Source organism: Synechococcus sp. R6-5 (assembly GCF_047461775.1).
Taxonomy (GTDB): Bacteria; Cyanobacteriota; Cyanobacteriia; order Thermostichales; family Thermostichaceae; genus Thermostichus.
Genome location: NZ_JANSHV010000171.1, coordinates 1 through 18,360 on the forward strand (window position 1 = coordinate 1; position 18,360 = coordinate 18,360).

Sequence of the window (18,360 nt, forward strand, 5' to 3'; positions counted from 1 at the left end):
CTTATTATTGACTAGAGTCATGCTCTTGTGACCCGCAGCTACAGCCTCGATTGCCAAATCCTGCGGGCCATCTACCACTCCGGCCTGACCCCCCACTACCTGGGGATGATCGGCAGCCGCAAGCGGGTACAAACCGTACTGCGAACCCTGGCCCAGGAAGGGATCCCGGAGACCGCCTTCAGTCGGCTCTTTGCCCCCATTGGCCTGGAGATCCACGCCGAAACCCCCGCCGAGATTGCCATCAGCATCACCGCCCAGCTCATCCAGGTGCGACGGGGATCCCCGAAGACAATACCCACACAAAAGGGCGAAACTTAGGCGTAGGCTTGCCGGTTGGCCCGAGAACAAGCTAGGCTGGAAAAGCGCCGCGGGGTAGAGCAGCCTGGTAGCTCGTCGGGCTCATAACCCGAAGGTCACTGGTTCAAATCCAGTCCCCGCTATGCCTGAGAGACGGTTGGTTAAAGCAGTGTCCGCACATCCACCACCTTGCCGCTGACTGCCGCTGCTGCCACCATGGCCGGGCTCATGAGCAGAGTGCGCCCGCTGGGGGATCCCTGGCGGCCCTTGAAGTTGCGGTTGGAAGAAGAGGCGCTGATCTGGCGCCCCACCAGCCGATCCGGGTTCATCGCCAAACACATGGAGCAACCGGGATCCCGCCACTCAAACCCTGCCGCCTCGAAGATCTCCCGCAAGCCCTCCTGTTCTGCCTCCTGCTTTACCCGTTCTGAGCCGGGCACCACAAACGCCTTCACCCCTGGGGCCACCCGTCGCCCCTTAGCAATCTTGGCTGCCTCCCGCAGGTCGCTCAAGCGGCCATTGGTGCAACTGCCGATGAAGCAGACATCCACTGGTGTCCCTACAATGGGATCCCCCGGCTGCAAGTCCATGTAGGCATAGGCCTCTTTGGCCAGTTCCCGCTCGCTTTCCGGCAGATCCTCGGGGGCAGGGATCCGCTCATCCACCCCAATACCTTGGCCGGGGGTGATCCCCCAAGTAACCGTCGGCGCAATATCTGCGGCTTGGAAGACCACCACATCGTCGTAGCGGGCATCGCCATCGCTGGCCAGGCTTCTCCACCAGGCTACCGCCTCTTCCCAATCGGATCCCTGGGGGGCAAACTCTCGCCCCCGCAAATACTCAAAGGTCACCCCATCGGGGTTGACGTAGCCGCAGCGGGCCCCTCCCTCGATGGACATGTTGCAGAGGGTCATGCGCTCTTCCATGCTCATGGCTTCAATGGCGCTGCCCCCATACTCGTAGGCGTAGCCCACCCCGCCTTTGACCCCCAGCTTGCGGATGATGTGCAGAATTACATCCTTAGCGTAAACTCCCGGCCCCAACTTGCCGTGGATCTCAATGCGGCGCACCTTGAGCTTGGACAAAGCCAAAGTTTGGGTGGCCAATACGTCTCGCACCTGGCTGGTGCCGATCCCAAAAGCAATGGCCCCAAAGGCCCCGTGGGTAGAGGTGTGGCTGTCCCCACAGGCAATGGTCATCCCCGGCAGAGTTAACCCCTGCTCCGGGGCAATCACATGCACGATCCCCTGCCGACCGGAGCCGCTGTTGTAGAAGCGGATGCCGTATTGCCGGCAATTGCGCTCCAATTCCTGGATCATCTCCTCTGCCAAGGGATCCGCAAAAGGCCGTGCCCGGTTGTCGGTGGGAATGATGTGATCCACGGTGGCCACCGTCCGCTCGGGAAACAGAACCGGCAGATGACGCTCCCGCAGCATGGCAAAAGCCTGCGGACTGGTCACCTCGTGAATTAGGTGCAGGCCGATGAACAACTGCGTCTGCCCAGAGGGCAAAATCCGCACCGTATGGGCATCCCACACCTTATCGAATAATGTCCTCTCGCTCATCTTCCTCGGCCCGCAGCCAAGTCCTGTAAACTTTCAATGTGCTACTTGGGGAAAAGCTTGTCAAGGCACAGGCCTCCGTTATCTCTGGGCAACGCTGCTGAGCTGAGCGAGATGCAGCCCTTCTTTGAACATCCCCAGCCGGCAAAGGCGGGTCGGAGTCCTCAAGCCAGAAAACCTGTTGCCAGCCCTTCAAACGGGATCCCTGATGGCCGGCCAGGGCAAAAAGCGATAGCCCGCCCCTTCAATGGCGGCGACGATATCCGGCAGGGCCTCTGCAGTGTGGGGCCAGCGATCGTGCAGCAGCAAAACCAGGGGCCGCTCGGAAGCTTGGATCGCCGGCAACTGGGCTCGAATGCGCTCCAAAAGTTGGGCTGCACTTTGGCCGGCGTAGGCATCTTCTGCGCTCATGTTCCAGTAAAGAACGCGATACCCTGCCTGCTCTAGAGAATGGCGCAAAGCAGAGTCTAGGCGAAAACCTCCCGGTGGGCGAACAACCAGTTGGGGATCCAAGTTCAGCGTTTTGAGCAGTTGGGTTGTCTGATCCACCTCAGCATAAAACAGCTCGTTGCTTCCGTAGAGACGTTGATAATCGTGGGTAAAAGTGTGATTGGCTAGGGTGTGGTGATGGGCCTGGATCAATTGAGCCAATTCTGGAAATCGGGAAACGTGGGTGCCAATAACAAAGAAAGTGGCCGGGATCTGAAGATCATCCAAAACCTGTAAAAGTCGGGGGGTAGACTGAGGCCAGGGGCCATCATCAATGGTCAGAAAGGCAGAACGAGGTGGCACTTCCAGTAAAGGCCCCAGCATTTCTTCCAAGGGCAGTTGCAAAGGTTGAGTATTTTCTGCCGGATCGAGAAAGTCGGGATCCGGGATCCAGCCATGCTGCAGAAACACCTGCACATGAGCGGGAGCAGGGGTAATCAGTAAACGCCCCGTCTGCTCATTTTGGTTGCCCCAGCTCAGTCGATAGGGCAGATCCGAAGCGACCTCGACGGTTGTTGTACGGGTAATGACTCCGTAGGGGATGTCAATCAAATAGTGCCCGTTCACCTCTTCTTGATGGATCCAGGCTGCAGAAGGAGCTGATAGATAAATGAGCAAATCTTGGGGATTGGCGCCGCGCACCACCCGAATGCTTTCAATGGGGAGAATGAGGTTGTATTCCGAGGTGGCCGTCAGGTTCAGCTCAAAAAGAGGCTGGGCCCCTACCGTGCAGTAGTAGATCAGTCCAACCAGTAGGAAAACCAGGCAACATATCAACGCTTTCAGAGAGTGCATAGGAATGGCTTAAGCCTTCGCAACCAATTTTATAGGACAGAAGCTACCTGAGCTCGATAGAGCCCATCAATTTAACCGGAAGGCCCTGCTGGGCTTCTGGGTGGCGAGAGCAGCCGCTCTTCCCATTTACGTGCAGGCGAGGCCCGTCGGATGTCCCGCCAAATGGCTGTGGCAGCTAAGGTACCATCGGCAACCGCAATCGACACTTGGTTCAGGCCCTGCTTCAAATCGCCCAGCGCAAACAGCCGCGGATGGGCAGTGCGACACCACTCGTCGGTCAACAGGTTTTCCCCTTGCCATTTCAAGCCGGGGATCCCTTTCAAATAGGCATTGTGGTATCTGGCGCCCATCGCCACCAAGCCGGTAGTTGCTTCGATGTAAGTGCCATCTTCCAACTCCACACCCTGCAATTGATGGTTTTCTCCAAGAAAGCGGCGAATAGGAGATTCGTAGAGGGGGTAGCCATGATCCGCCAGTTTTTTGCGCATGTCGGGGCCGACCGAGCAGAGGCCGTGGGTCAACACCGAGATATAGGGTGTAAACCAGTTGAGGACAAAAGCTGTATTGATCCGATCTTCCGAATTGACGATCAACACTGACTTTTGATCCCGCATTTCATAGCCGTCGCAGATCATACAGACATGCAGTGAATAGCCGGCGTAGTCGTAAACATTCTGCATATCCGACAACCGAGGCAGCTCGTCCATAATGCCGGTTGCTGCAATCAGATATTTGCTCCGAAAAATGGGGTAGAGGCTGTTAACTTTTCCCACCTTGACTTTGACCGCAAAGAGGTCTCCCTCATCGGTGGCATCTTCCACAAAACCGCGCAGGTAATCTACCCCTAAACTGAGGGCGTGCTCTGTTCCCTGTCGCAACAGCTCTCGTCCGGGAGTGGTCGGAGGCAATCCCAGATAATTGCGCAAATCCTGCATCCAAAAAGAGCGGCCTCTGCCCTTCTCCACCACCAGGCAACTCAATCCATAACGAGCCAGATAGATTGCCGCCGACAACCCCCCTGCTCCTCCTCCGGCCACAATCACGTCATAGATTTTGCCCAAACCAACCTCTAGATTCCTGCTGCTCAGTTTCATAGACGGGATCCCCTCACGAGCTTTTTGCCGGGTGATCTCAGGTCGTTGGCTGCGGCCTGAAAAATCTTAAGAAACTCTATATGTTCCGAGGACTGCTTATCCTGCTGAGTCCACCACATTTCTGTTGAGGCGTGATCCAAGTGAAGGGAGCAGTCCCAGCAACCGTCTAGAATGGGGACTGAACTCCCCCTTAGGAGAAAAGCCCTATGCCAGGTATCTTAGCGGCCATTGCCCTGATCTTTGTCGGCTACCTGTTCAACTCGGTCAAAATCATCAGCCAGGGGTATGAGGCATTGGTGGAGCGTTTGGGCAGGTTTCATCGCAAGCTGACCCCAGGATTGCACTTTATTCTTCCCCCTATCGATAGGATTGTGTTCCAGGAAACCATCCGCGAGAAGGTGTTGGACGTGCCTCCTCAGCAGTGCATCACCAGCGACAACGTCTCTTTGATGGCCGATGCGGTGGTCTACTGGCGCATCACCGACATGATCAAGGCCCGCTATGCGGTGGAGGACGTGCAGCGGGCTTTGGTTAACCTGGTGCTGACGGCTCTGCGGGCAGAGATTGGCCGCATGGATTTGGATCAAACCTTTTCCTCCCGCGCCGAGATCAACGCCCGCCTTTTGACAGAGCTGGACGAGGCCACAGATCCCTGGGGGATCAAGATCACGCGCGTGGAAGTCAGGGACATTCAACCCTCTAAGACTGTGCAAGACTCGATGGAAAAGCAGATGGCTGCCGAGCGGGAGAAGCGGGCCGCCATTCTGAAATCAGAAGGGGAGCAGCAGGCCAGCATCAACCAAGCGGCTGGGGCCGCCAAGGCGCAGCTATTGCGGGCAGAAGCGGAGAAACGGGAGCGGCTGCTGTTGGCTGAGGGCACGGCTGAAGCCATCAAGACCATCGCCGCCACTTTGCAAGAGAATCCAGAGGCAGCCAATGCGTTGCAATACCTGATGGCGCAAAACTATATCGACATGGGCTTCAAGGTAGGCAGCAGTCCCAGCGCCAAGGTAATCTTCATGGATCCCAATTCGATCCCTGGCACCCTGCAAGGGCTGCTCTCCATGGTGGACGTGGCCAAGGGTGGGGAAGGATCTCGCGCGGCGGCCTCTCAGAAGCTGCGCACCCCGACCGCTTTCCCAACCGAAGTGGACTTTCCCCGGCTCGACTGAGTTGACTGACCATGATGGCCCAGGATCCGGCTTGGCTGCTGGTGGGACAGGTGGTGGCGGCCCACGGCTTGCGGGGCTGGCTGCGGGTTAGGTGCTGGTCGGATTTCCCAGAACGCCTCACAGAGCCCGGACCGCGCTGGCTGCAGCGGGATACGGATCCCGAGCCCCTGCTGCATTCCCTGATTGAGGGGCAGTTTTTCCCGGCTAAGGGTCTTTATTTGGTGCAACTGGAAGGGATCCCCGATCGAACGGTGGCTGAGACCTGGGTGGGGGCTAGGCTGCTGGTACCGGCTTCCCACCGCTTGCCCTTGCAGCCGGAAGAGTACCACTACCGCGATCTCATCGGCTTGGCCGTCTATCACCAAGGGGAGCTGCTGGGACAGGTTTCGGGGATTTTGGCAGCCGGCCAGGATGTGCTGGAGATAACAACCCCTGATCACCGGCAGGTGTTGATCCCCTTTGTGAAAGCCCTGGTGCCTGTCGTGGATTTGGAAAAAGGCGCGCTTCACGTGCAGCCGCCGCCGGGGCTGGTGGAGAGCTTTCTGGGTTAGAGTTCGACAAGACGGCCTGACTTCCGTACCTGCATCCCATCCTGAACTTGGCCCTCAGAAGCGCCTGTGTGGCCGTTCTAGCCTTTTGTGCTATTATAGGGGCAGTTTTTTGATGCTAAGCTCATCCTCGGCCTTTAAGGTCAATTTTTCTGGGTTTCTGTTGATCTTGGCCGGGAGCCTTCTTCGGAATTGGAGTTGGGAATGACGGAAAACTACGGTGCAGAGCAGATCCAAGTTTTGGAAGGCTTGGAGGCTGTGCGCAAGCGGCCTGGCATGTATATTGGCTCCACCGGGCCGAAGGGGTTGCACCATTTGGTGTACGAGGTGGTGGACAACTCTGTGGATGAGGCCCTGGCCGGCTATTGCAATGATATTCAGATCAGCCTGCATCCCGACGGCTCGGTATCCGTTTTGGACAATGGCCGCGGCATTCCGGTGGACATCCACCCCAAAACCGGGCAGTCGGCTCTGGTTACGGTGCTGACGGTGCTGCACGCGGGGGGCAAGTTTGGCGGTGGCGGCTACAAAGTCTCCGGTGGGCTGCACGGGGTGGGCGTGTCGGTGGTGAATGCCCTCTCCGAATGGGTGGAGGTGACGGTTTGGCGAGAGGGCAAGGTTTACTTTCAACGTTTCGAGCGCGGGGCGGTGGTGGGATCCCTGAAATCTGAACCCCAACCCAAGGGATCCAACCGGCGGGGTACAGAGGTGCGCTTCAAGCCGGATGGGCTGATCTTTCCCGAGCGAGAGTTTGACTATGCCGTATTGGCGGCCCGCTTTCGCGAGTTGGCCTACCTCAATGCCGGCTTGAAAATTACCTTTAGCGATCTGCGGCGGGATCCGCCCCACTGCGAAACCTATCAATATGCAGGCGGCATCAAGGAATATGTGGCCTTCATCAACCACGAAAAAACGCCCATCCACTCCGACATCATCTACATCCGAGGGGAGCGGGATGGGGTGGAGGTGGAAGTGGCCCTGCAGTGGTGCTCGGATGTGTACACCGACACTTTGATTGGCTTTGCCAACAACATCCGCACCAACGAAGGAGGCACCCACCTAGAGGGCCTGAAAACCTCTCTCACCCTCACCCTCAACAGCCAAGCCCGCAAGCTCAACAAGCTGAAAGATTCCGACAGCAACCTGGCTGGGGAAAATGTGCGCGAGGGGTTGACAGCCATCGTCTCGGTCAAGGTACCCAACCCCGAGTTTGAGGGGCAAACCAAAACCAAGTTGGGCAACACCGAGGTGCGGGGCATTGTGCAAACCCTCGTCTCCGAGGCGCTCACGGAGTACTTGGAATTCAACCCCAACGTGGCCAGGGGGATCGTCGATAAGGCCATCCAGTCCTTCAATGCTGCCGAGGCAGCCCGGCGGGCCAGAGAATTGGTGCGGCGCAAATCTGCCCTGGAATCTTCCACGCTGCCGGGGAAGTTGGCCGATTGCAGTTGCCGCGACCCGGCGGAGTCTGAGGTGTATTTGGTGGAAGGCGACTCTGCAGGGGGCAGCGCCAAACAAGGTCGGGATCGGCAGTTTCAGGCGGTGTTGCCCCTGCGCGGCAAGATTCTCAACATTGAAAAGGCAGATCCCGCCAAGATCTACAAAAACGCCGAAATTCAGGCGATGATCACAGCGCTGGGTTTGGGAGTTAAAGGCGATGAATTTGATCCCAGCCAACTGCGCTACCACCGCATCATCCTCATGACCGATGCCGATGTGGACGGTAGCCACATTCGCACCCTGTTGCTGACCTTTTTCTACCGCTATCAAAAGGCGCTTCTGGAACAGGGCTATGTCTATATCGCCTGTCCGCCGCTCTACAAAATCGAGTGGGGTCGCAACAATGTTCGCTACTGCTACAGCGACGCCGAGAAAGACCAAATCCTGCGGGGGCTGCCTGCCAACACCAAGTACACCATCCAACGGTTCAAGGGTCTGGGGGAAATGATGCCCGAACAACTCTGGGAGACCACCATGAACCCGGCAACGCGCACCCTCAAACAAATCACCATCGAAGATGCGGTGGAGGCGGATCGCATTTTCACCATCTTGATGGGAGATGCCGTTGGCCCCCGACGGGAGTTTATTGAGGCCCACAGTGCCCATTTGGATCTGACAGCCCTCGATATCTAGAGCGATATTTAGAGAAAGAACTCCGTCCCGCCTCTGCCGGGGTTGTTGCTATGTCTGCAGCGCCCTATGTTGCTCCACAACGTTGACGCGACGGTGCTAAGGGAAACCGTGACGGTGCTGCAGACGAGGCCGCAAACAGCCAAAAGCTCCTGGACGGGGCAAGATCCCGGCTGCAGCTCAGACCCTGTGGCAAAGTGAGGGAGGAGCGCTCAAGATCCTGCCATGCCTGCATTCCTTACCGCTCTTCTCGCTGCGCTGGGGGGCTATCTCCTGGGATCCATCCCGACCGGCTACTGGGTAGGTCGTTGGTGGGGAGGCATCGATATTCGCCAACAGGGATCCGGCTCTACCGGAGCAACCAATGTGTTGCGGACGTTGGGCAAGGGGCCCGCCCTGCTGGTGTTGCTGGTGGATGCTGCCAAGGGGGCAGCAGCAGTGGCTCTGGGATCGGCCTTGGGATCCGCGTGGTGGGTGGTTTTGGCGGCATTGTTCGCAGTGATCGGCCATAGCCGTTCCTGCTGGCTGGGCTTCAGGGGGGGCAAATCGGTGGCCACCAGCCTGGGGATCTTGTTGGCTATGGCTTGGCCAGTAGCCCTGACAACTTTCGGCGTCTGGCTGCTGGGGCTCGCCCTCACCCGCATCGTTTCCTTCAGCTCCCTGCTGGCGGCAGTGGCGGCTCCGGTGGTGATGTGGGCAACAGCTCAACCTTTGCCCTATTTGTTGTTTGCGTTGGCGGGCGGGGTGTATGTGATCGGTGCTCATCGGCGCAACATCGAGCGCCTACTGGCCGGGTCGGAGCCGCGCATTGGCCAAAAATGGACGCAATCTCCCTAATTTTCAAGGCACTGTGAAGCAGCTGTATTACTCCGCAACGCTATGCAACCGACCACAGTGGTTTTTGTCTACGGATCCCTGCTGCGGGGCGGCCAATACCACAGCTTGCTGCAGGGGGCAGAATTTTTGGGGACAGACAGCCTCAACCACATTGATCTTTACAGTCTCGGCCCCTACCCGATGGCAGTTCGTGGCCGAAACCGGCTCTACGGCGAGTGCTACCGCATCCCCTTGAGTCTATTGCCCCGATTGGACGAGCTGGAAGACCACCCGCGGGTGTACGAACGGCAGTGGGTGCAGTTGGATAGCGGCACCTTTGCCTGGGTTTATCTGGGTCGGCCTGAGCAGGTGCAAGGGTGCTCGCTCATCCCCAGTGGCCGCTGGCTGGCTAGAGATCAAAGTGGAGCTTGACGCCCTCAACATACTGGGGCAGCACCAAAGACTCTATCCCACTGTTGTGCTCCGCACCGCTGTCGCGAACGCGAACGGCTGCCGACGGATCCCATTCTTGGGAATCAGACTCTTTGGCGGAGAGAGCACCGGCATCCACAGGGCTGGAAACGCGCTCCAGGTAGTAGATGCGATCCCCGCGTCGCCAAATGTCTGGCTCAGGCAGGTAGAAGAGCCGACCCGGTCGAGATGAGCCGCTCCTCAGCCGCTGCGGGCGCACCAACAACAAGGGCAGGCATAGATCGGCTTTGATTCGATAGGCAAACTGATCCCGCAGCCGTTCAAGGGTGGGATCCTCCAGTCCCATCTGGGCCAGGAAGGGATTGGGCAGCGCTGGTGCTGAAAAAGCGCTCCGCACCGCTGTCGGGAACGACTCTTGAGCCGTCAAGACATCAGCTCTATTGCTCCGCACTGCCTCCGGCAGGGTTGAGGCCGCATTCGCAGAAGCGTCACGTAGCGATAAAGGGAGAGGCAGGCCCAGGTCTGCCAACGTGGGTAGGGTGATCGAGCGCAGCTCAGCCCGGTTGGCCTCCAGATAGCCGGCCCAGCGCTGCAGTTGGGGGAAGGAAGGCTGCAAGGTGCGGATCCCTTCTGAGATGGGCATATCCGGCAGCAACACCGTCCAGATGGTGGCCGAAACCGAGAGTTTCACCATCAACTCGGCAATGGCCCAGTTCACCTGCGGATCCAGAGTCAGGATCAACAGAGTTTCCGCATGGTCGATATCGGCCTTCAACAAAGCAGACTCGTTCAGTACAGCTTCCTGCAGGGATCCGGGGATGGCTTCTGGCTTGCCGACTTCCTGGCTTGGGGCAGACTTGTGGGTGCCGTTGCCGTCAGAGGAATGAAGTTGTGGGGGCAAGCCATCTGCTGGACGACGCTTCGGCGTTCCTGACAGGGATGTGGAGGACTTACGGGATGGCGGGATGGAGTCCTTACCGTCTGTTGGGTGGGGAGCTTTGTAGCTGCCGTGCCCATTTTTGGAAGACCCAGAAACCAACGGGATCACCTCGACCGTCTGGTTGAGCGAGCGCATCAACTGGGCCAATTGGTTGGTGAGGGGATGATCGCCGATGATTATGGTGGAACTGCCCTGATCCAGACCCAGCCAACGGGCCACCCAAGCCGCGGTCAGCCCCTGTACCGTCACCGTCACCGAGATGGTCAAAAACACCAGCGCCTTGAGGGCATCCCCCCCAGTAATGCCCCGTTCTGTCAGCAGAATGGCAAACAAGGAGGCCACCGAAGCCGCCACAATGCCCCGAGGAGCCAGCCAAGCCACAAACAGCTTCTGCCGCCAATTCAGGTCGCTGCGCCAGGTACACAGCCACACACTCAAGGGACGGATGACCAGCATCAAACACAGCACTGTGGCCAGGGATCCCCAGCCCAGGGCAAACACCGCCTTGAGGGAGAGCGTGGCAGTCAGCAGGATAAAGATCACAGAGATGGCCAACACCACCAACTGGCCGTGAAACTGCCGCACACCCCGCTCGGCAATGGCCGCCTTCTGCCGCACCACCAGGCCCGCCATCACCACCGCCATCAGCCCCGCCTCCGATCGCAGCGACTGGGCCAAGGCAAACACCCCCAGGGCCCCCGCCAGCACCACCGAGTTGCGCAGCTCCTCGGTTAAAAACTGCCGCGACCAAAGCAGGAAGGATCCCATCAGCCAGCCCCCCAGCGCTCCCACCGCCGACCCGATGGCCAGACGGCTGGACAACTGTTCCAAGGCCATGAGAAAACTGGGATGGCCGGAGAGCACCACCTGCAGCACCACCACCGCCAAAATGGCCCCGATGGGATCGATGAGCACCCCTTCTCCCTCCAGGAGCGTGCTGACTGCCGGATCGACCCGTACCCGCTTCAAGATGGGGTTGATCACCGTCGGCCCTGTTACCACCACCAGGGATCCAAATAAAAAGGCCAGCCGCCAGGGAAACTCTCCCAGATAGTGAGCTGCTGCCGCTCCCCCCACCAGGGTCAGCAGGGATCCCAACAAAACCAAATTGCGCAGGCTATCGGATACCTGATTGAGACGTTGCAGCCGCAGGTTCAGTCCCCCCTCAAACAAGATCAGAGCCACCGCCAACGACACCAGCGCTTCCAGCCCGGATCCCATGACTTGGGGATGAACCCAGCCCAAACCATCTGGCCCCAGCAACAGGCCAAACAGCAGCAGGAATACAATGCTGGGCACTTTGACAAAATTGGCCAGCACCTGAGCAGAGATCCCAGCCACCAGGGCTAGCGTAAACAGGATCGTCAGCTCAAATGAATCTTGCATATTGAGGCTTAACCGAACGCAATAGCGGGACGGAGCCCTTACCTTTCCAGCTACTGAACACCAACCCTCTCATTGTTTCCATCGTTAACGTCGTTATTACTCCGCAACGCTAACGCCAATACAGACTGCTGGAAAGTCTCCAATCGTCAAGGTGGCTCTGCCCATCACGTCAGCAGTTCATGAGCTCGAACATGCAGAGTTAACATTTAGTTAACCTCTGTGTGCTGGCTCCATAAAGTTGCAAAAGCTACACCCAGCTCCACTCTTTCTACAGTACACACGACTTACCTCAACCTATCACAGAGCGAGCTTGACGACCACTCTGGCATTGGGAGCCCTGTTGGAATGAAGGCCAATTAACATGCTGCCAGAAATCTCCCCTTCTAGGCTTTCTCGCCTTCTGAGCGGCTGAGACCGGTCTCTAAGGGCTTAACGCGACGGATGGGCAGATTGGCAATGAGAGCAGTCGTTCCCCCTTCCGTAGCCAAATGAAACTGCATCCCCTCTGAATCCAGCTCCACATAGCGCGACACCACCCCCAAAATCTCTAGGCGCATCGATTCCAGTGCCGCTGGGGTGAGATCAGCGCGGTCATGGGCCAAGATCAGCTTCAACCGTTGCTTGGCTTGCTGGCGGCTGTTGCCGGAGTGCCGAGAAAAAAGCTGATCCAAAAAATCGAGGAGCATAGGTTTTGTTGGCTTTGTTACTCAGTTGTAAACAGGTCAAAATTGCCATTGCAACCTGGATGAATTAGAGATGGAACAGTCGTCAGAGCACCTTTTGGTTTAAAAACCGTTTGGCCCTCTCCCAAAAGGACTCGCCCAAACTGGCCATCTTGGGGAAGTCCACTGTTTCCCCTTCCAGCCGTCGGGCAATGCGCTGGATGGCCTGAGCAGCCAGAGTTGGATTGGCGGAGAGAACCAGGGGCTCCCCTTTGTTGGTGGAGACGATCACCTCGCGGTCTTCTGGAATAATACCCACCAACGGGATGGCCAGCACCTCCACCACATCTTCCACCGACATCATCTGGCCGGCTGCCACCATGTCCGGGCGCAGGCGGTTGACAATCAGCTGAGTCGATGAAATCTGGGCGGCTTCCAACAAGCCCACCACGCGATCTGCATCCCGCACCGCTGCCACTTCTGGGGTGGTGATGATGATGGCCTCGTTGGCCCCGGCAATGGCATTGCGAAACCCTTGTTCGATCCCAGCAGGACAATCGATCAGCACATAGTCATGGCTGCTGGCCAGCTTCTCGATCAACTGGCGCATCTGATCCGGATGCACCGCCGTTTTGTTGCGGGTTTGGGCTGCCGGCAACAGCGAGAGATGGGGGGTGCGCTTGTCTTTCACCAAAGCCTGCTCGAGGCGGCACTCCCCGGCAATCACCTCTAGGGCCGTGTACACCACCCGATTCTCCAGCCCCAGCAGCAAATCCAGGTTGCGCAGGCCAAAGTCTGCATCCACCACCACCACCGAGCGACCCAAGCGCGCCAAGGCAGTGCCCAGGTTGGCCGTCACGGTGGTTTTGCCGACTCCACCTTTACCAGAGGTTATGACAATGACTCGGCTCATACTCCTCTCCGCAAAAAATCCTGAAGGCTGGCGACGCAGATGACATCCTCCTGCAGGTAAACCACTTCAGGGGTGTTGGGCAGGGATCCACCTTCTGGCGGACGGGCCACTTGATCGGCAATGCGCAACTGAGTGGGCTCCAACTGCAAAGCCAAAATTACAGCTCCCTTGTCGCCGTCGGCCCCCGCGTGAACCAGGCCCCGCAAGCGTCCCCAAACCCAAATATCTCCTCCAGCAATGATCTCGCCGCCGGGGTTGAGATCCCCCAACAGGAATACCGAGCCCCTGTGACGCACGGACATGCCAGAGCGCACCGTCGAACGTAGGTACAGAGGTGTGGTGTCTGGGGGAGCAAGGGGAACTGCCTCCAAAAGGGAAGATTGCTCCACAGAATACCCCAACGTCGCTGCTGCAATCGCTGTCGAGCGGGATCGAGTTTGAACGCGCCACAGTTGCAGTCCATGCTGAGACAATAGGGCAGCAAGAAGTTGTAGGGTGGGCATGTCCAGCTCTCGCTGCTGGCTCCAGAGGGTGAGGGGAGCGACTCCGGCCCAGTAGGGTTTGCGGCTGCGCAACTGCCAAACCAGGTTTTCCCAAAGCTCCTCCCAAGGCAAGGTGCTGGGCAAGTGCAGATGGATCCCCTGGGCATCCGACCGAAAGTAAACGCTGCCCGTGGCCCAGGAGTCTGGAGATGGGGAGATTTCAGGGTTCCATGTAGGGGATCCCGTCATGACCGCCCTTAAACGTCTGCCTGAATATAGAGCCCTATCCTATTCCATTCCCCCAAGCCAGGGGAAACTCTCTCGGCGGTTGCCCTTGATAGCAAAGCGGTTTCGCTTGGGTGGCAGGACAATCTTGCTTCGGGATCGCTAACTTGAGGGTACTTGATGGAGCCAATTCCTGATGTTGAAACCTCGCCACACCCTCAGGCTGCTCGCGCCAGCAGGACAGGATCCTCTCCTCTCCAAGGGGTGGAGTTCTCGCGCGGTGAGACCGGTCGCCATTGCCCTACTCAGCATTCTTGCGGCATCTGGGATGGGATCCCCTGCCCATGCCCAAGATCTGGGCCGTTTGCTGATTCATGGCCTTCAGTGGCTGCAGGTGAGCCAGTTGAACGATGCCCAAGAGGTGAGCTTAGGCCGCCAGATCGATATTCAGGTCAAATGGGGGCGCGTCCAGGGTAGAAGCTCGAGCTGCAGGAGCAAACCAAAGCAGCAACGCCCACAGAGCCGGTGCCGGCCACCTTGCCCAGCGCCAATAGGAATAGGGGATCCCTGCCATAGACCTTGCTAGCTCACTCCAGCTTTAGTGTACCGTCCGTTTTGGGTTTTGCCAGGGAGTGGCTGAAGTGAAGAGTTGGTTTAGAATATCTTTAGATTTGGGCCCATTTGAACTGGGGGAGGCCGACCTTTAGCCTTGCCAACGGTATGCCTCTTCCGCAGCGCTCCACCGGGATCTAGCTTCCTGCCCTTTCCCGTCCTGTTTTGTTCATTATCTCTACCAACTCAGGAGTTTCTTATGGCCGTTCCAAATGGTCATTCCGGCACGCTTCCAGAGCAAGAGGCTTCTTCTATGGGAAAGGACGCCCTCCCGCTAACGCAAACGGGTAACGCTCTAAACCTGGCTCCCCTGCCTGCTGATGGGGCCTCTGCGGCTGCTCAGATGCCGGTACTGCTGGGGGAGAAATCCGGCCCGCCCGTGTTTCCCAGCCCTGTCAAGTTCAGCGAAATTGAGATTGACCACCGTCCGGTTGGGGCTTCAACCCTGAAAGTGGTGGATTACTATGCCGACGGACGTCCAGTTGCTGCTGCAACTCTCAAAGTCGTGGACACTTGGGGGGAGGGACGCCCAACGGTTGCCTCTGGCGCCAAATTCATCCATGACCCCGCGCTCAATCGGCCGATAATGGCCGATGGCCTGAAAATTGCCAAAACCTTTATGGGCAACCGACCCATTGAGGCCAGCCCTCTCAAGGTGCTGCGCTAGCCCAGATCCCCAAGGGGGGCCAGGGATCCCCTTGCTAACCTAGGTTAGGGCACAGCAGGGCAGTGAGCATGGAGATCCTGGCGGTTCTCTTGGGGCTGTTGGCGAGCTTGGGAGGAGGAGCGGGCTATCTGGCGGATCAGACGGCGCGGCAGCTTTTGCTGGATCAGTTGGATCGGGCAGAGGTTTTGGAGGTGCGTATTCAAAGCCAGCCCAATTACCGACTGCTGAATGGCCAAGCGGATCGCCTGCTGATTGCCGGTCGCGGGCTCTATCGAGCGCCCTTTCCCCGCATCGAGCTTCTGGAGCTGGAAACTGATCCGGTGGCAATTGACCCCTCTTTTTTCCAGGGGGCTCCCTTGCGCCTGGCGCGACCTCTGCAAGCGGCGGTACGGGTGTTGGTGCGGGAAGAGGACTTGAATGCTGCCCTCAACAAGCCAGAGGTGCTCCGCCAGTTTCAGGATATCCGCGCCGATCTGCCCTTTGGGGGAGCTGGAAGGGAAGCTCGCCGTTTTGATCTGCGTCAGCCCCGCGTCGAGTTTTCGGATCCCAGCCGCATTCAGCTCTCTGCCCTCTTGGTGGAGAAAGACGGCGGTACTGAGCAAAAGGACTCCGTCCCGCTAACGCGAGCGGTGGAGGTGGTGTTTAACACCGGGATCCGCGTGGAAGAAGGGCGCAGCCTAAAGCTGGAGAATCCGGAGTTTGTGATCGGTTCTGTACGGGTTCCTGATGAGATCTCAGCAGCGTTTTTGGGCGGGCTCAATGAGGTGTTTGACCTGCAAGAGCTGGAAGAGAGCGGGATCCTGATGCGGGTGCTCAGCCTAGAGATAGAGCCTGACCAGTTGCAGGTGATTGGGTTTGTGCGGGTGGAAGGGTTGGAAAGGACCTCGTCCCGCTAACGGGGATCCCCATTGAGCAGGGATGAGCTCCCCAGGGCTGCGCTCTAGCAGGAGAGCTGCTCTGTCAAACTGGATAAAGATCAGCCAGGCTGGAGATGGGATTATGGCCTTCGATTGGTTTCGCCGCCGCTATACCGACTCTACCGACTCTACCGACTCTCCTGGTGAAGCGGAGTCTTCGCCACCAGCCCCCGCGCCAGCCACAGAACCGGCGGAGATCTCCCCGGAAGACTATTTGGCCTTCGCCAAAGCCGCCTATGCCAACCTGAAGGCCCGTGCTGCTGCCCAAGCCCCACCGGCAACCGAGGAGTCCGCCCCGCCTGCGCGAGCAGAATCCGTCCAGCTGCAGCCACCGGCCTCGACTGAGGACTCCGGCCCACTTGCCCAAGCAGAACCCCGTGAACCCGTCCAGTCCTCCACTCCAACACAAGAACCAGCATCTCCAGAATCGCCCCCTGTGCAGCCGGCGGCAGCTCCCTCGTTTTTTGATCTGGCTCCCCGTGCTGCTGAGCGTCTCCAAGCCCTGCAAGCCAGCGCCGTGGATGAGCCCAAACCCGAGCCGGTGACTCCAGCCGTTGCTCCCTCTCCAGAGACGGGGCCGGAAGAGCTGGTCTTCGATGAGGGCTTCCGCTGGTCAGCCGAGATCCTGGCGGCTCAAGGGCGCAAACCGGAAGAGATTTCCGTTGAGGAAATCTCCTGGCTGCAAAAGCTGCGGCGAGGCTTGGGCAAAACCCGCCTTAACCTGATCAACCAGTTGAAAGCCCTGGTAGGCCGCGGCCCTCTGGATCAGAAGGCTGTGGAAGAAATTGAGGCCCTGTTGCTGCAGGCCGATGTGGGGATCGACGCCACCGAGCAGATCATCCAAGCCCTACAAAAGCGCATGCGAGAGGAGGTGGTGCCCCCAGAGGAGGCCGTCAAATACCTCAAGCAGCAGATGCGGCAGATGTTGACGGTGGGGAATCCCACCTTTGCCCCACAACGGGACACGCTCAACATTTGGCTGATTGTCGGGGTGAATGGGGCGGGCAAAACCACCACCATTGGCAAAATTGCCCATGTCGCCCGCAAGTCTGGATACCGCTGTCTGATTGCTGCTGCTGATACTTTCCGGGCTGCTGCTGTGGAGCAGCTCAAGGTTTGGGCAGAGCGAGCAGGGGTAGAGGTAATCGCCAATCCCTCTCCCAATGCCGATCCGGCAGCAGTGGTCTTTGACGCCATCACAGCCGCCAAGGCCAGGGGCACAGAGCTGCTGCTGGTGGACACGGCAGGCCGTCTGCAAAACAAGAAAAACCTGATGGACGAGCTGGCCAAGATCCGCCGCATCGTTGACAAAAAAGCTCCCGAAGCCAAAGTAGAAAGCCTTCTGGTGCTGGATGCCACCCAAGGGCAAAACGGGTTGCGCCAAGCCGAGGTATTTGCCGAGGCTGCCAAGTTGAGCGGCGTGATCCTGACCAAGCTGGATAGCACCGCCAAGGGGGGGATTGCCCTGGCCATTACGCAGCAGATGAACCTGCCCATCCGCTTTATCGGCGCCGGCGAGGGGCTAGAAGATCTGCGACCTTTTTCCAGCTACGAGTTTGTGGAAGCTCTTCTAAGCGAGTATTGAGGCACCCCCTCTCTGAGAAGGGCCATTGTGAAAGAGAGACACACAGATCCAGGCTTTGTTGGGCGTCGCCCCCGCTTTCTGCCCTGGAGTGCTGCAGTGGTGGGGGCAGGTTTGCTTTGGGCCTGGGGTGGGCACCGCTGGATCCAGAGCGGGTTGAACCTGGTTCGGGCGGGATCCACGCAGGATACAGAAGCTTTGCAGGAATTTGTAACCACCTTGGCTCAGGTGTTGTCGGGGGTGCTGGGCTTTACCCTCTCGGTGGTGGCCATTGTGGTGCAGTTGAGCGCGGATCGCTTCACGCCAAAGGTCACGGAGCTGTTTTTGCGCGAGAAAGTCAATTTCTACCTCTTCTTTTTCCTGATTTTGGCCAATGTGGTCAGTTTGTGGAGTTCGGCAGCCCTGGGCTTTTACGTTCGTGTTGGCGTTGCGGAGCAACACCCTCCAGGGTTGCTCGTCGGGCTGAATCTGCTGCTGGGCACAGCTTCGTTTTTGATGCTGATCCCCTACTTTCGCTTCGTGTTTCACTTCTTGCAACCGGCCTCGATTATCCATCGCATTGAGCAGCAGGTGCGGCAGGCCGTTTTGGGATCCCTTGCTTCCAGATCCCGACGTTCGCGTCAGCGGTGCGGAGCACTT

General features: G+C 58.4%; 18 protein-coding genes and 1 tRNA gene. 11 read left to right on the plus strand and 8 right to left on the minus strand.

Translation table 11 applies throughout. The features are described 5' to 3' along the window. Positions 1-27 precede the first annotated feature (27 nt). On the plus strand, positions 28-318 hold the full coding sequence (locus NW818_RS09545) for an XdhC family protein (RefSeq protein ID WP_414419510.1): 291 nt from the start codon (positions 28-30) through the stop codon (positions 316-318). A gap of 48 nt (positions 319-366) precedes the next feature. After that, positions 367-440 (plus strand) — tRNA-Met (locus tag NW818_RS09550). 18 nt (positions 441-458) lie between these two features. On the opposite strand, the gene leuC is transcribed toward NW818_RS09550, so the two are convergent. From leuC to NW818_RS09565, 3 genes are all read right to left on the minus strand, one after another. Continuing rightward, the gene (gene leuC, locus NW818_RS09555) at positions 459-1,862 is read right to left on the minus strand and encodes a 3-isopropylmalate dehydratase large subunit (RefSeq protein WP_414343883.1); all 1,404 of its coding nucleotides are present in this window, start codon (positions 1,860-1,862) and stop codon (positions 459-461) included. 189 nt (positions 1,863-2,051) lie between these two features. Beyond that, complete coding sequence (locus NW818_RS09560; RefSeq protein WP_414424412.1) at positions 2,052-3,143, minus strand: polysaccharide deacetylase family protein; 1,092 nt, start codon at positions 3,141-3,143, stop codon at positions 2,052-2,054. 71 nt (positions 3,144-3,214) lie between these two features. Continuing rightward, entirely contained in the window at positions 3,215-4,237 is a 1,023-nt protein-coding gene (locus NW818_RS09565) for an NAD(P)/FAD-dependent oxidoreductase (protein ID WP_414389729.1), read from the minus strand. A 206-nt stretch (positions 4,238-4,443) separates the two neighbouring features. Between NW818_RS09565 and NW818_RS09570 the strand changes: the two genes are divergently transcribed. From NW818_RS09570 to NW818_RS09590, 5 genes are all read left to right on the plus strand, one after another. After that, on the plus strand, positions 4,444-5,409 hold the full coding sequence (locus tag NW818_RS09570) for an SPFH domain-containing protein (protein ID WP_414424413.1): 966 nt from the start codon (positions 4,444-4,446) through the stop codon (positions 5,407-5,409). An 11-nt stretch (positions 5,410-5,420) separates the two neighbouring features. Continuing rightward, a complete protein-coding gene (gene rimM / locus NW818_RS09575) occupies positions 5,421-5,960 on the plus strand; it encodes a ribosome maturation factor RimM (protein ID WP_414424414.1) in 540 nt (179 codons plus the stop codon). Positions 5,961-6,161: 201 nt separating this feature from the next. Next, positions 6,162-8,090, plus strand: coding sequence for a DNA topoisomerase (ATP-hydrolyzing) subunit B (gyrB, locus tag NW818_RS09580; RefSeq protein ID WP_414424415.1), 1,929 nt, complete (start codon positions 6,162-6,164; stop codon positions 8,088-8,090). A 222-nt stretch (positions 8,091-8,312) separates the two neighbouring features. Beyond that, positions 8,313-8,924 carry a glycerol-3-phosphate 1-O-acyltransferase PlsY gene (plsY, locus tag NW818_RS09585; protein WP_414356184.1) on the plus strand — a complete coding sequence of 204 codons (612 nt, stop codon included), beginning with the start codon at positions 8,313-8,315 and terminating at the stop codon, positions 8,922-8,924. Positions 8,925-8,966: 42 nt separating this feature from the next. Beyond that, positions 8,967-9,335 (plus strand): gamma-glutamylcyclotransferase, encoded by a 369-nt coding sequence (locus NW818_RS09590; RefSeq protein ID WP_414329655.1) that lies wholly within the window; start codon positions 8,967-8,969, stop codon positions 9,333-9,335. Here the strand turns inward: NW818_RS09590 and NW818_RS09595 are convergent. The 5 genes from NW818_RS09595 to NW818_RS09615 all read right to left on the minus strand — a co-directional run bounded on the left by NW818_RS09595 (position 9,313) and on the right by NW818_RS09615 (position 14,517). Then, positions 9,313-11,661 carry a cation:proton antiporter gene (locus NW818_RS09595; protein ID WP_414424416.1) on the minus strand — a complete coding sequence of 783 codons (2,349 nt, stop codon included), beginning with the start codon at positions 11,659-11,661 and terminating at the stop codon, positions 9,313-9,315. The two genes, NW818_RS09590 and NW818_RS09595, sit on opposite strands and share 23 nt — an antisense overlap. Positions 11,662-12,044: 383 nt before the next feature. Further along, complete coding sequence (gene minE, locus NW818_RS09600; RefSeq protein ID WP_011431985.1) at positions 12,045-12,347, minus strand: cell division topological specificity factor MinE; 303 nt, start codon at positions 12,345-12,347, stop codon at positions 12,045-12,047. Between the two features lie 82 nt (positions 12,348-12,429). After that, positions 12,430-13,236 carry a septum site-determining protein MinD gene (gene minD, locus NW818_RS09605; RefSeq protein ID WP_414424417.1) on the minus strand — a complete coding sequence of 269 codons (807 nt, stop codon included), beginning with the start codon at positions 13,234-13,236 and terminating at the stop codon, positions 12,430-12,432. Then, a complete protein-coding gene (gene minC / locus NW818_RS09610; RefSeq protein WP_414424418.1) occupies positions 13,233-13,967 on the minus strand; it encodes a septum site-determining protein MinC in 735 nt (244 codons plus the stop codon). The genes minD and minC overlap by 4 nt, the downstream gene beginning before the upstream one ends. Before the next feature lie 403 nt (positions 13,968-14,370). After that, a complete protein-coding gene (locus NW818_RS09615) occupies positions 14,371-14,517 on the minus strand; it encodes a hypothetical protein (protein WP_414424419.1) in 147 nt (48 codons plus the stop codon). Between the two features lie 237 nt (positions 14,518-14,754). Between NW818_RS09615 and NW818_RS09620 the strand changes: the two genes are divergently transcribed. From NW818_RS09620 to NW818_RS09635, 4 genes are all read left to right on the plus strand, one after another. Further along, positions 14,755-15,222: a hypothetical protein gene (locus tag NW818_RS09620; RefSeq protein WP_011431981.1), complete on the plus strand. Its 468-nt coding sequence runs from the start codon at positions 14,755-14,757 to the stop codon at positions 15,220-15,222. 68 nt (positions 15,223-15,290) lie between these two features. After that, the gene (locus NW818_RS09625) at positions 15,291-16,118 is read left to right on the plus strand and encodes a DUF2993 domain-containing protein (RefSeq protein ID WP_414424422.1); all 828 of its coding nucleotides are present in this window, start codon (positions 15,291-15,293) and stop codon (positions 16,116-16,118) included. 103 nt (positions 16,119-16,221) lie between these two features. After that, entirely contained in the window at positions 16,222-17,724 is a 1,503-nt protein-coding gene (gene ftsY, locus NW818_RS09630; protein WP_414424420.1) for a signal recognition particle-docking protein FtsY, read from the plus strand. A 27-nt stretch (positions 17,725-17,751) separates the two neighbouring features. Continuing rightward, on the plus strand, positions 17,752-18,360 hold a 609-nt coding region (locus tag NW818_RS09635), incomplete at its 3' end, for a DUF2254 family protein (RefSeq protein WP_414424421.1).

Excerpts from the sequence above, each read along its gene's own strand:
- NW818_RS09615 (WP_414424419.1), bottom strand. The coding sequence starts at position 14,517 with ATGGCAGGGATCCCCTATTCCTATTGGCGCTGGGCAAGGTGGCCGGCA.
- ftsY (WP_414424420.1), top strand. The coding sequence starts at position 16,222 with ATGGCCTTCGATTGGTTTCGCCGCCGCTATACCGACTCTACCGACTCT.
- NW818_RS09625 (WP_414424422.1), top strand. The coding sequence starts at position 15,291 with ATGGAGATCCTGGCGGTTCTCTTGGGGCTGTTGGCGAGCTTGGGAGGA.
- minE (WP_011431985.1), bottom strand. The coding sequence starts at position 12,347 with ATGCTCCTCGATTTTTTGGATCAGCTTTTTTCTCGGCACTCCGGCAAC.
- NW818_RS09620 (WP_011431981.1), top strand. The coding sequence starts at position 14,755 with ATGGCCGTTCCAAATGGTCATTCCGGCACGCTTCCAGAGCAAGAGGCT.
- NW818_RS09570 (WP_414424413.1), top strand. The coding sequence starts at position 4,444 with ATGCCAGGTATCTTAGCGGCCATTGCCCTGATCTTTGTCGGCTACCTG.
- gyrB (WP_414424415.1), top strand. The coding sequence starts at position 6,162 with ATGACGGAAAACTACGGTGCAGAGCAGATCCAAGTTTTGGAAGGCTTG.
- NW818_RS09590 (WP_414329655.1), top strand. The coding sequence starts at position 8,967 with ATGCAACCGACCACAGTGGTTTTTGTCTACGGATCCCTGCTGCGGGGC.
- minC (WP_414424418.1), bottom strand. The coding sequence starts at position 13,967 with ATGACGGGATCCCCTACATGGAACCCTGAAATCTCCCCATCTCCAGAC.
- NW818_RS09595 (WP_414424416.1), bottom strand. The coding sequence starts at position 11,661 with ATGCAAGATTCATTTGAGCTGACGATCCTGTTTACGCTAGCCCTGGTG.
- rimM (WP_414424414.1), top strand. The coding sequence starts at position 5,421 with ATGATGGCCCAGGATCCGGCTTGGCTGCTGGTGGGACAGGTGGTGGCG.
- minD (WP_414424417.1), bottom strand. The coding sequence starts at position 13,236 with ATGAGCCGAGTCATTGTCATAACCTCTGGTAAAGGTGGAGTCGGCAAA.
- NW818_RS09560 (WP_414424412.1), bottom strand. The coding sequence starts at position 3,143 with ATGCACTCTCTGAAAGCGTTGATATGTTGCCTGGTTTTCCTACTGGTT.
- NW818_RS09565 (WP_414389729.1), bottom strand. The coding sequence starts at position 4,237 with ATGAAACTGAGCAGCAGGAATCTAGAGGTTGGTTTGGGCAAAATCTAT.
- plsY (WP_414356184.1), top strand. The coding sequence starts at position 8,313 with ATGCCTGCATTCCTTACCGCTCTTCTCGCTGCGCTGGGGGGCTATCTC.
- leuC (WP_414343883.1), bottom strand. The coding sequence starts at position 1,862 with ATGAGCGAGAGGACATTATTCGATAAGGTGTGGGATGCCCATACGGTG.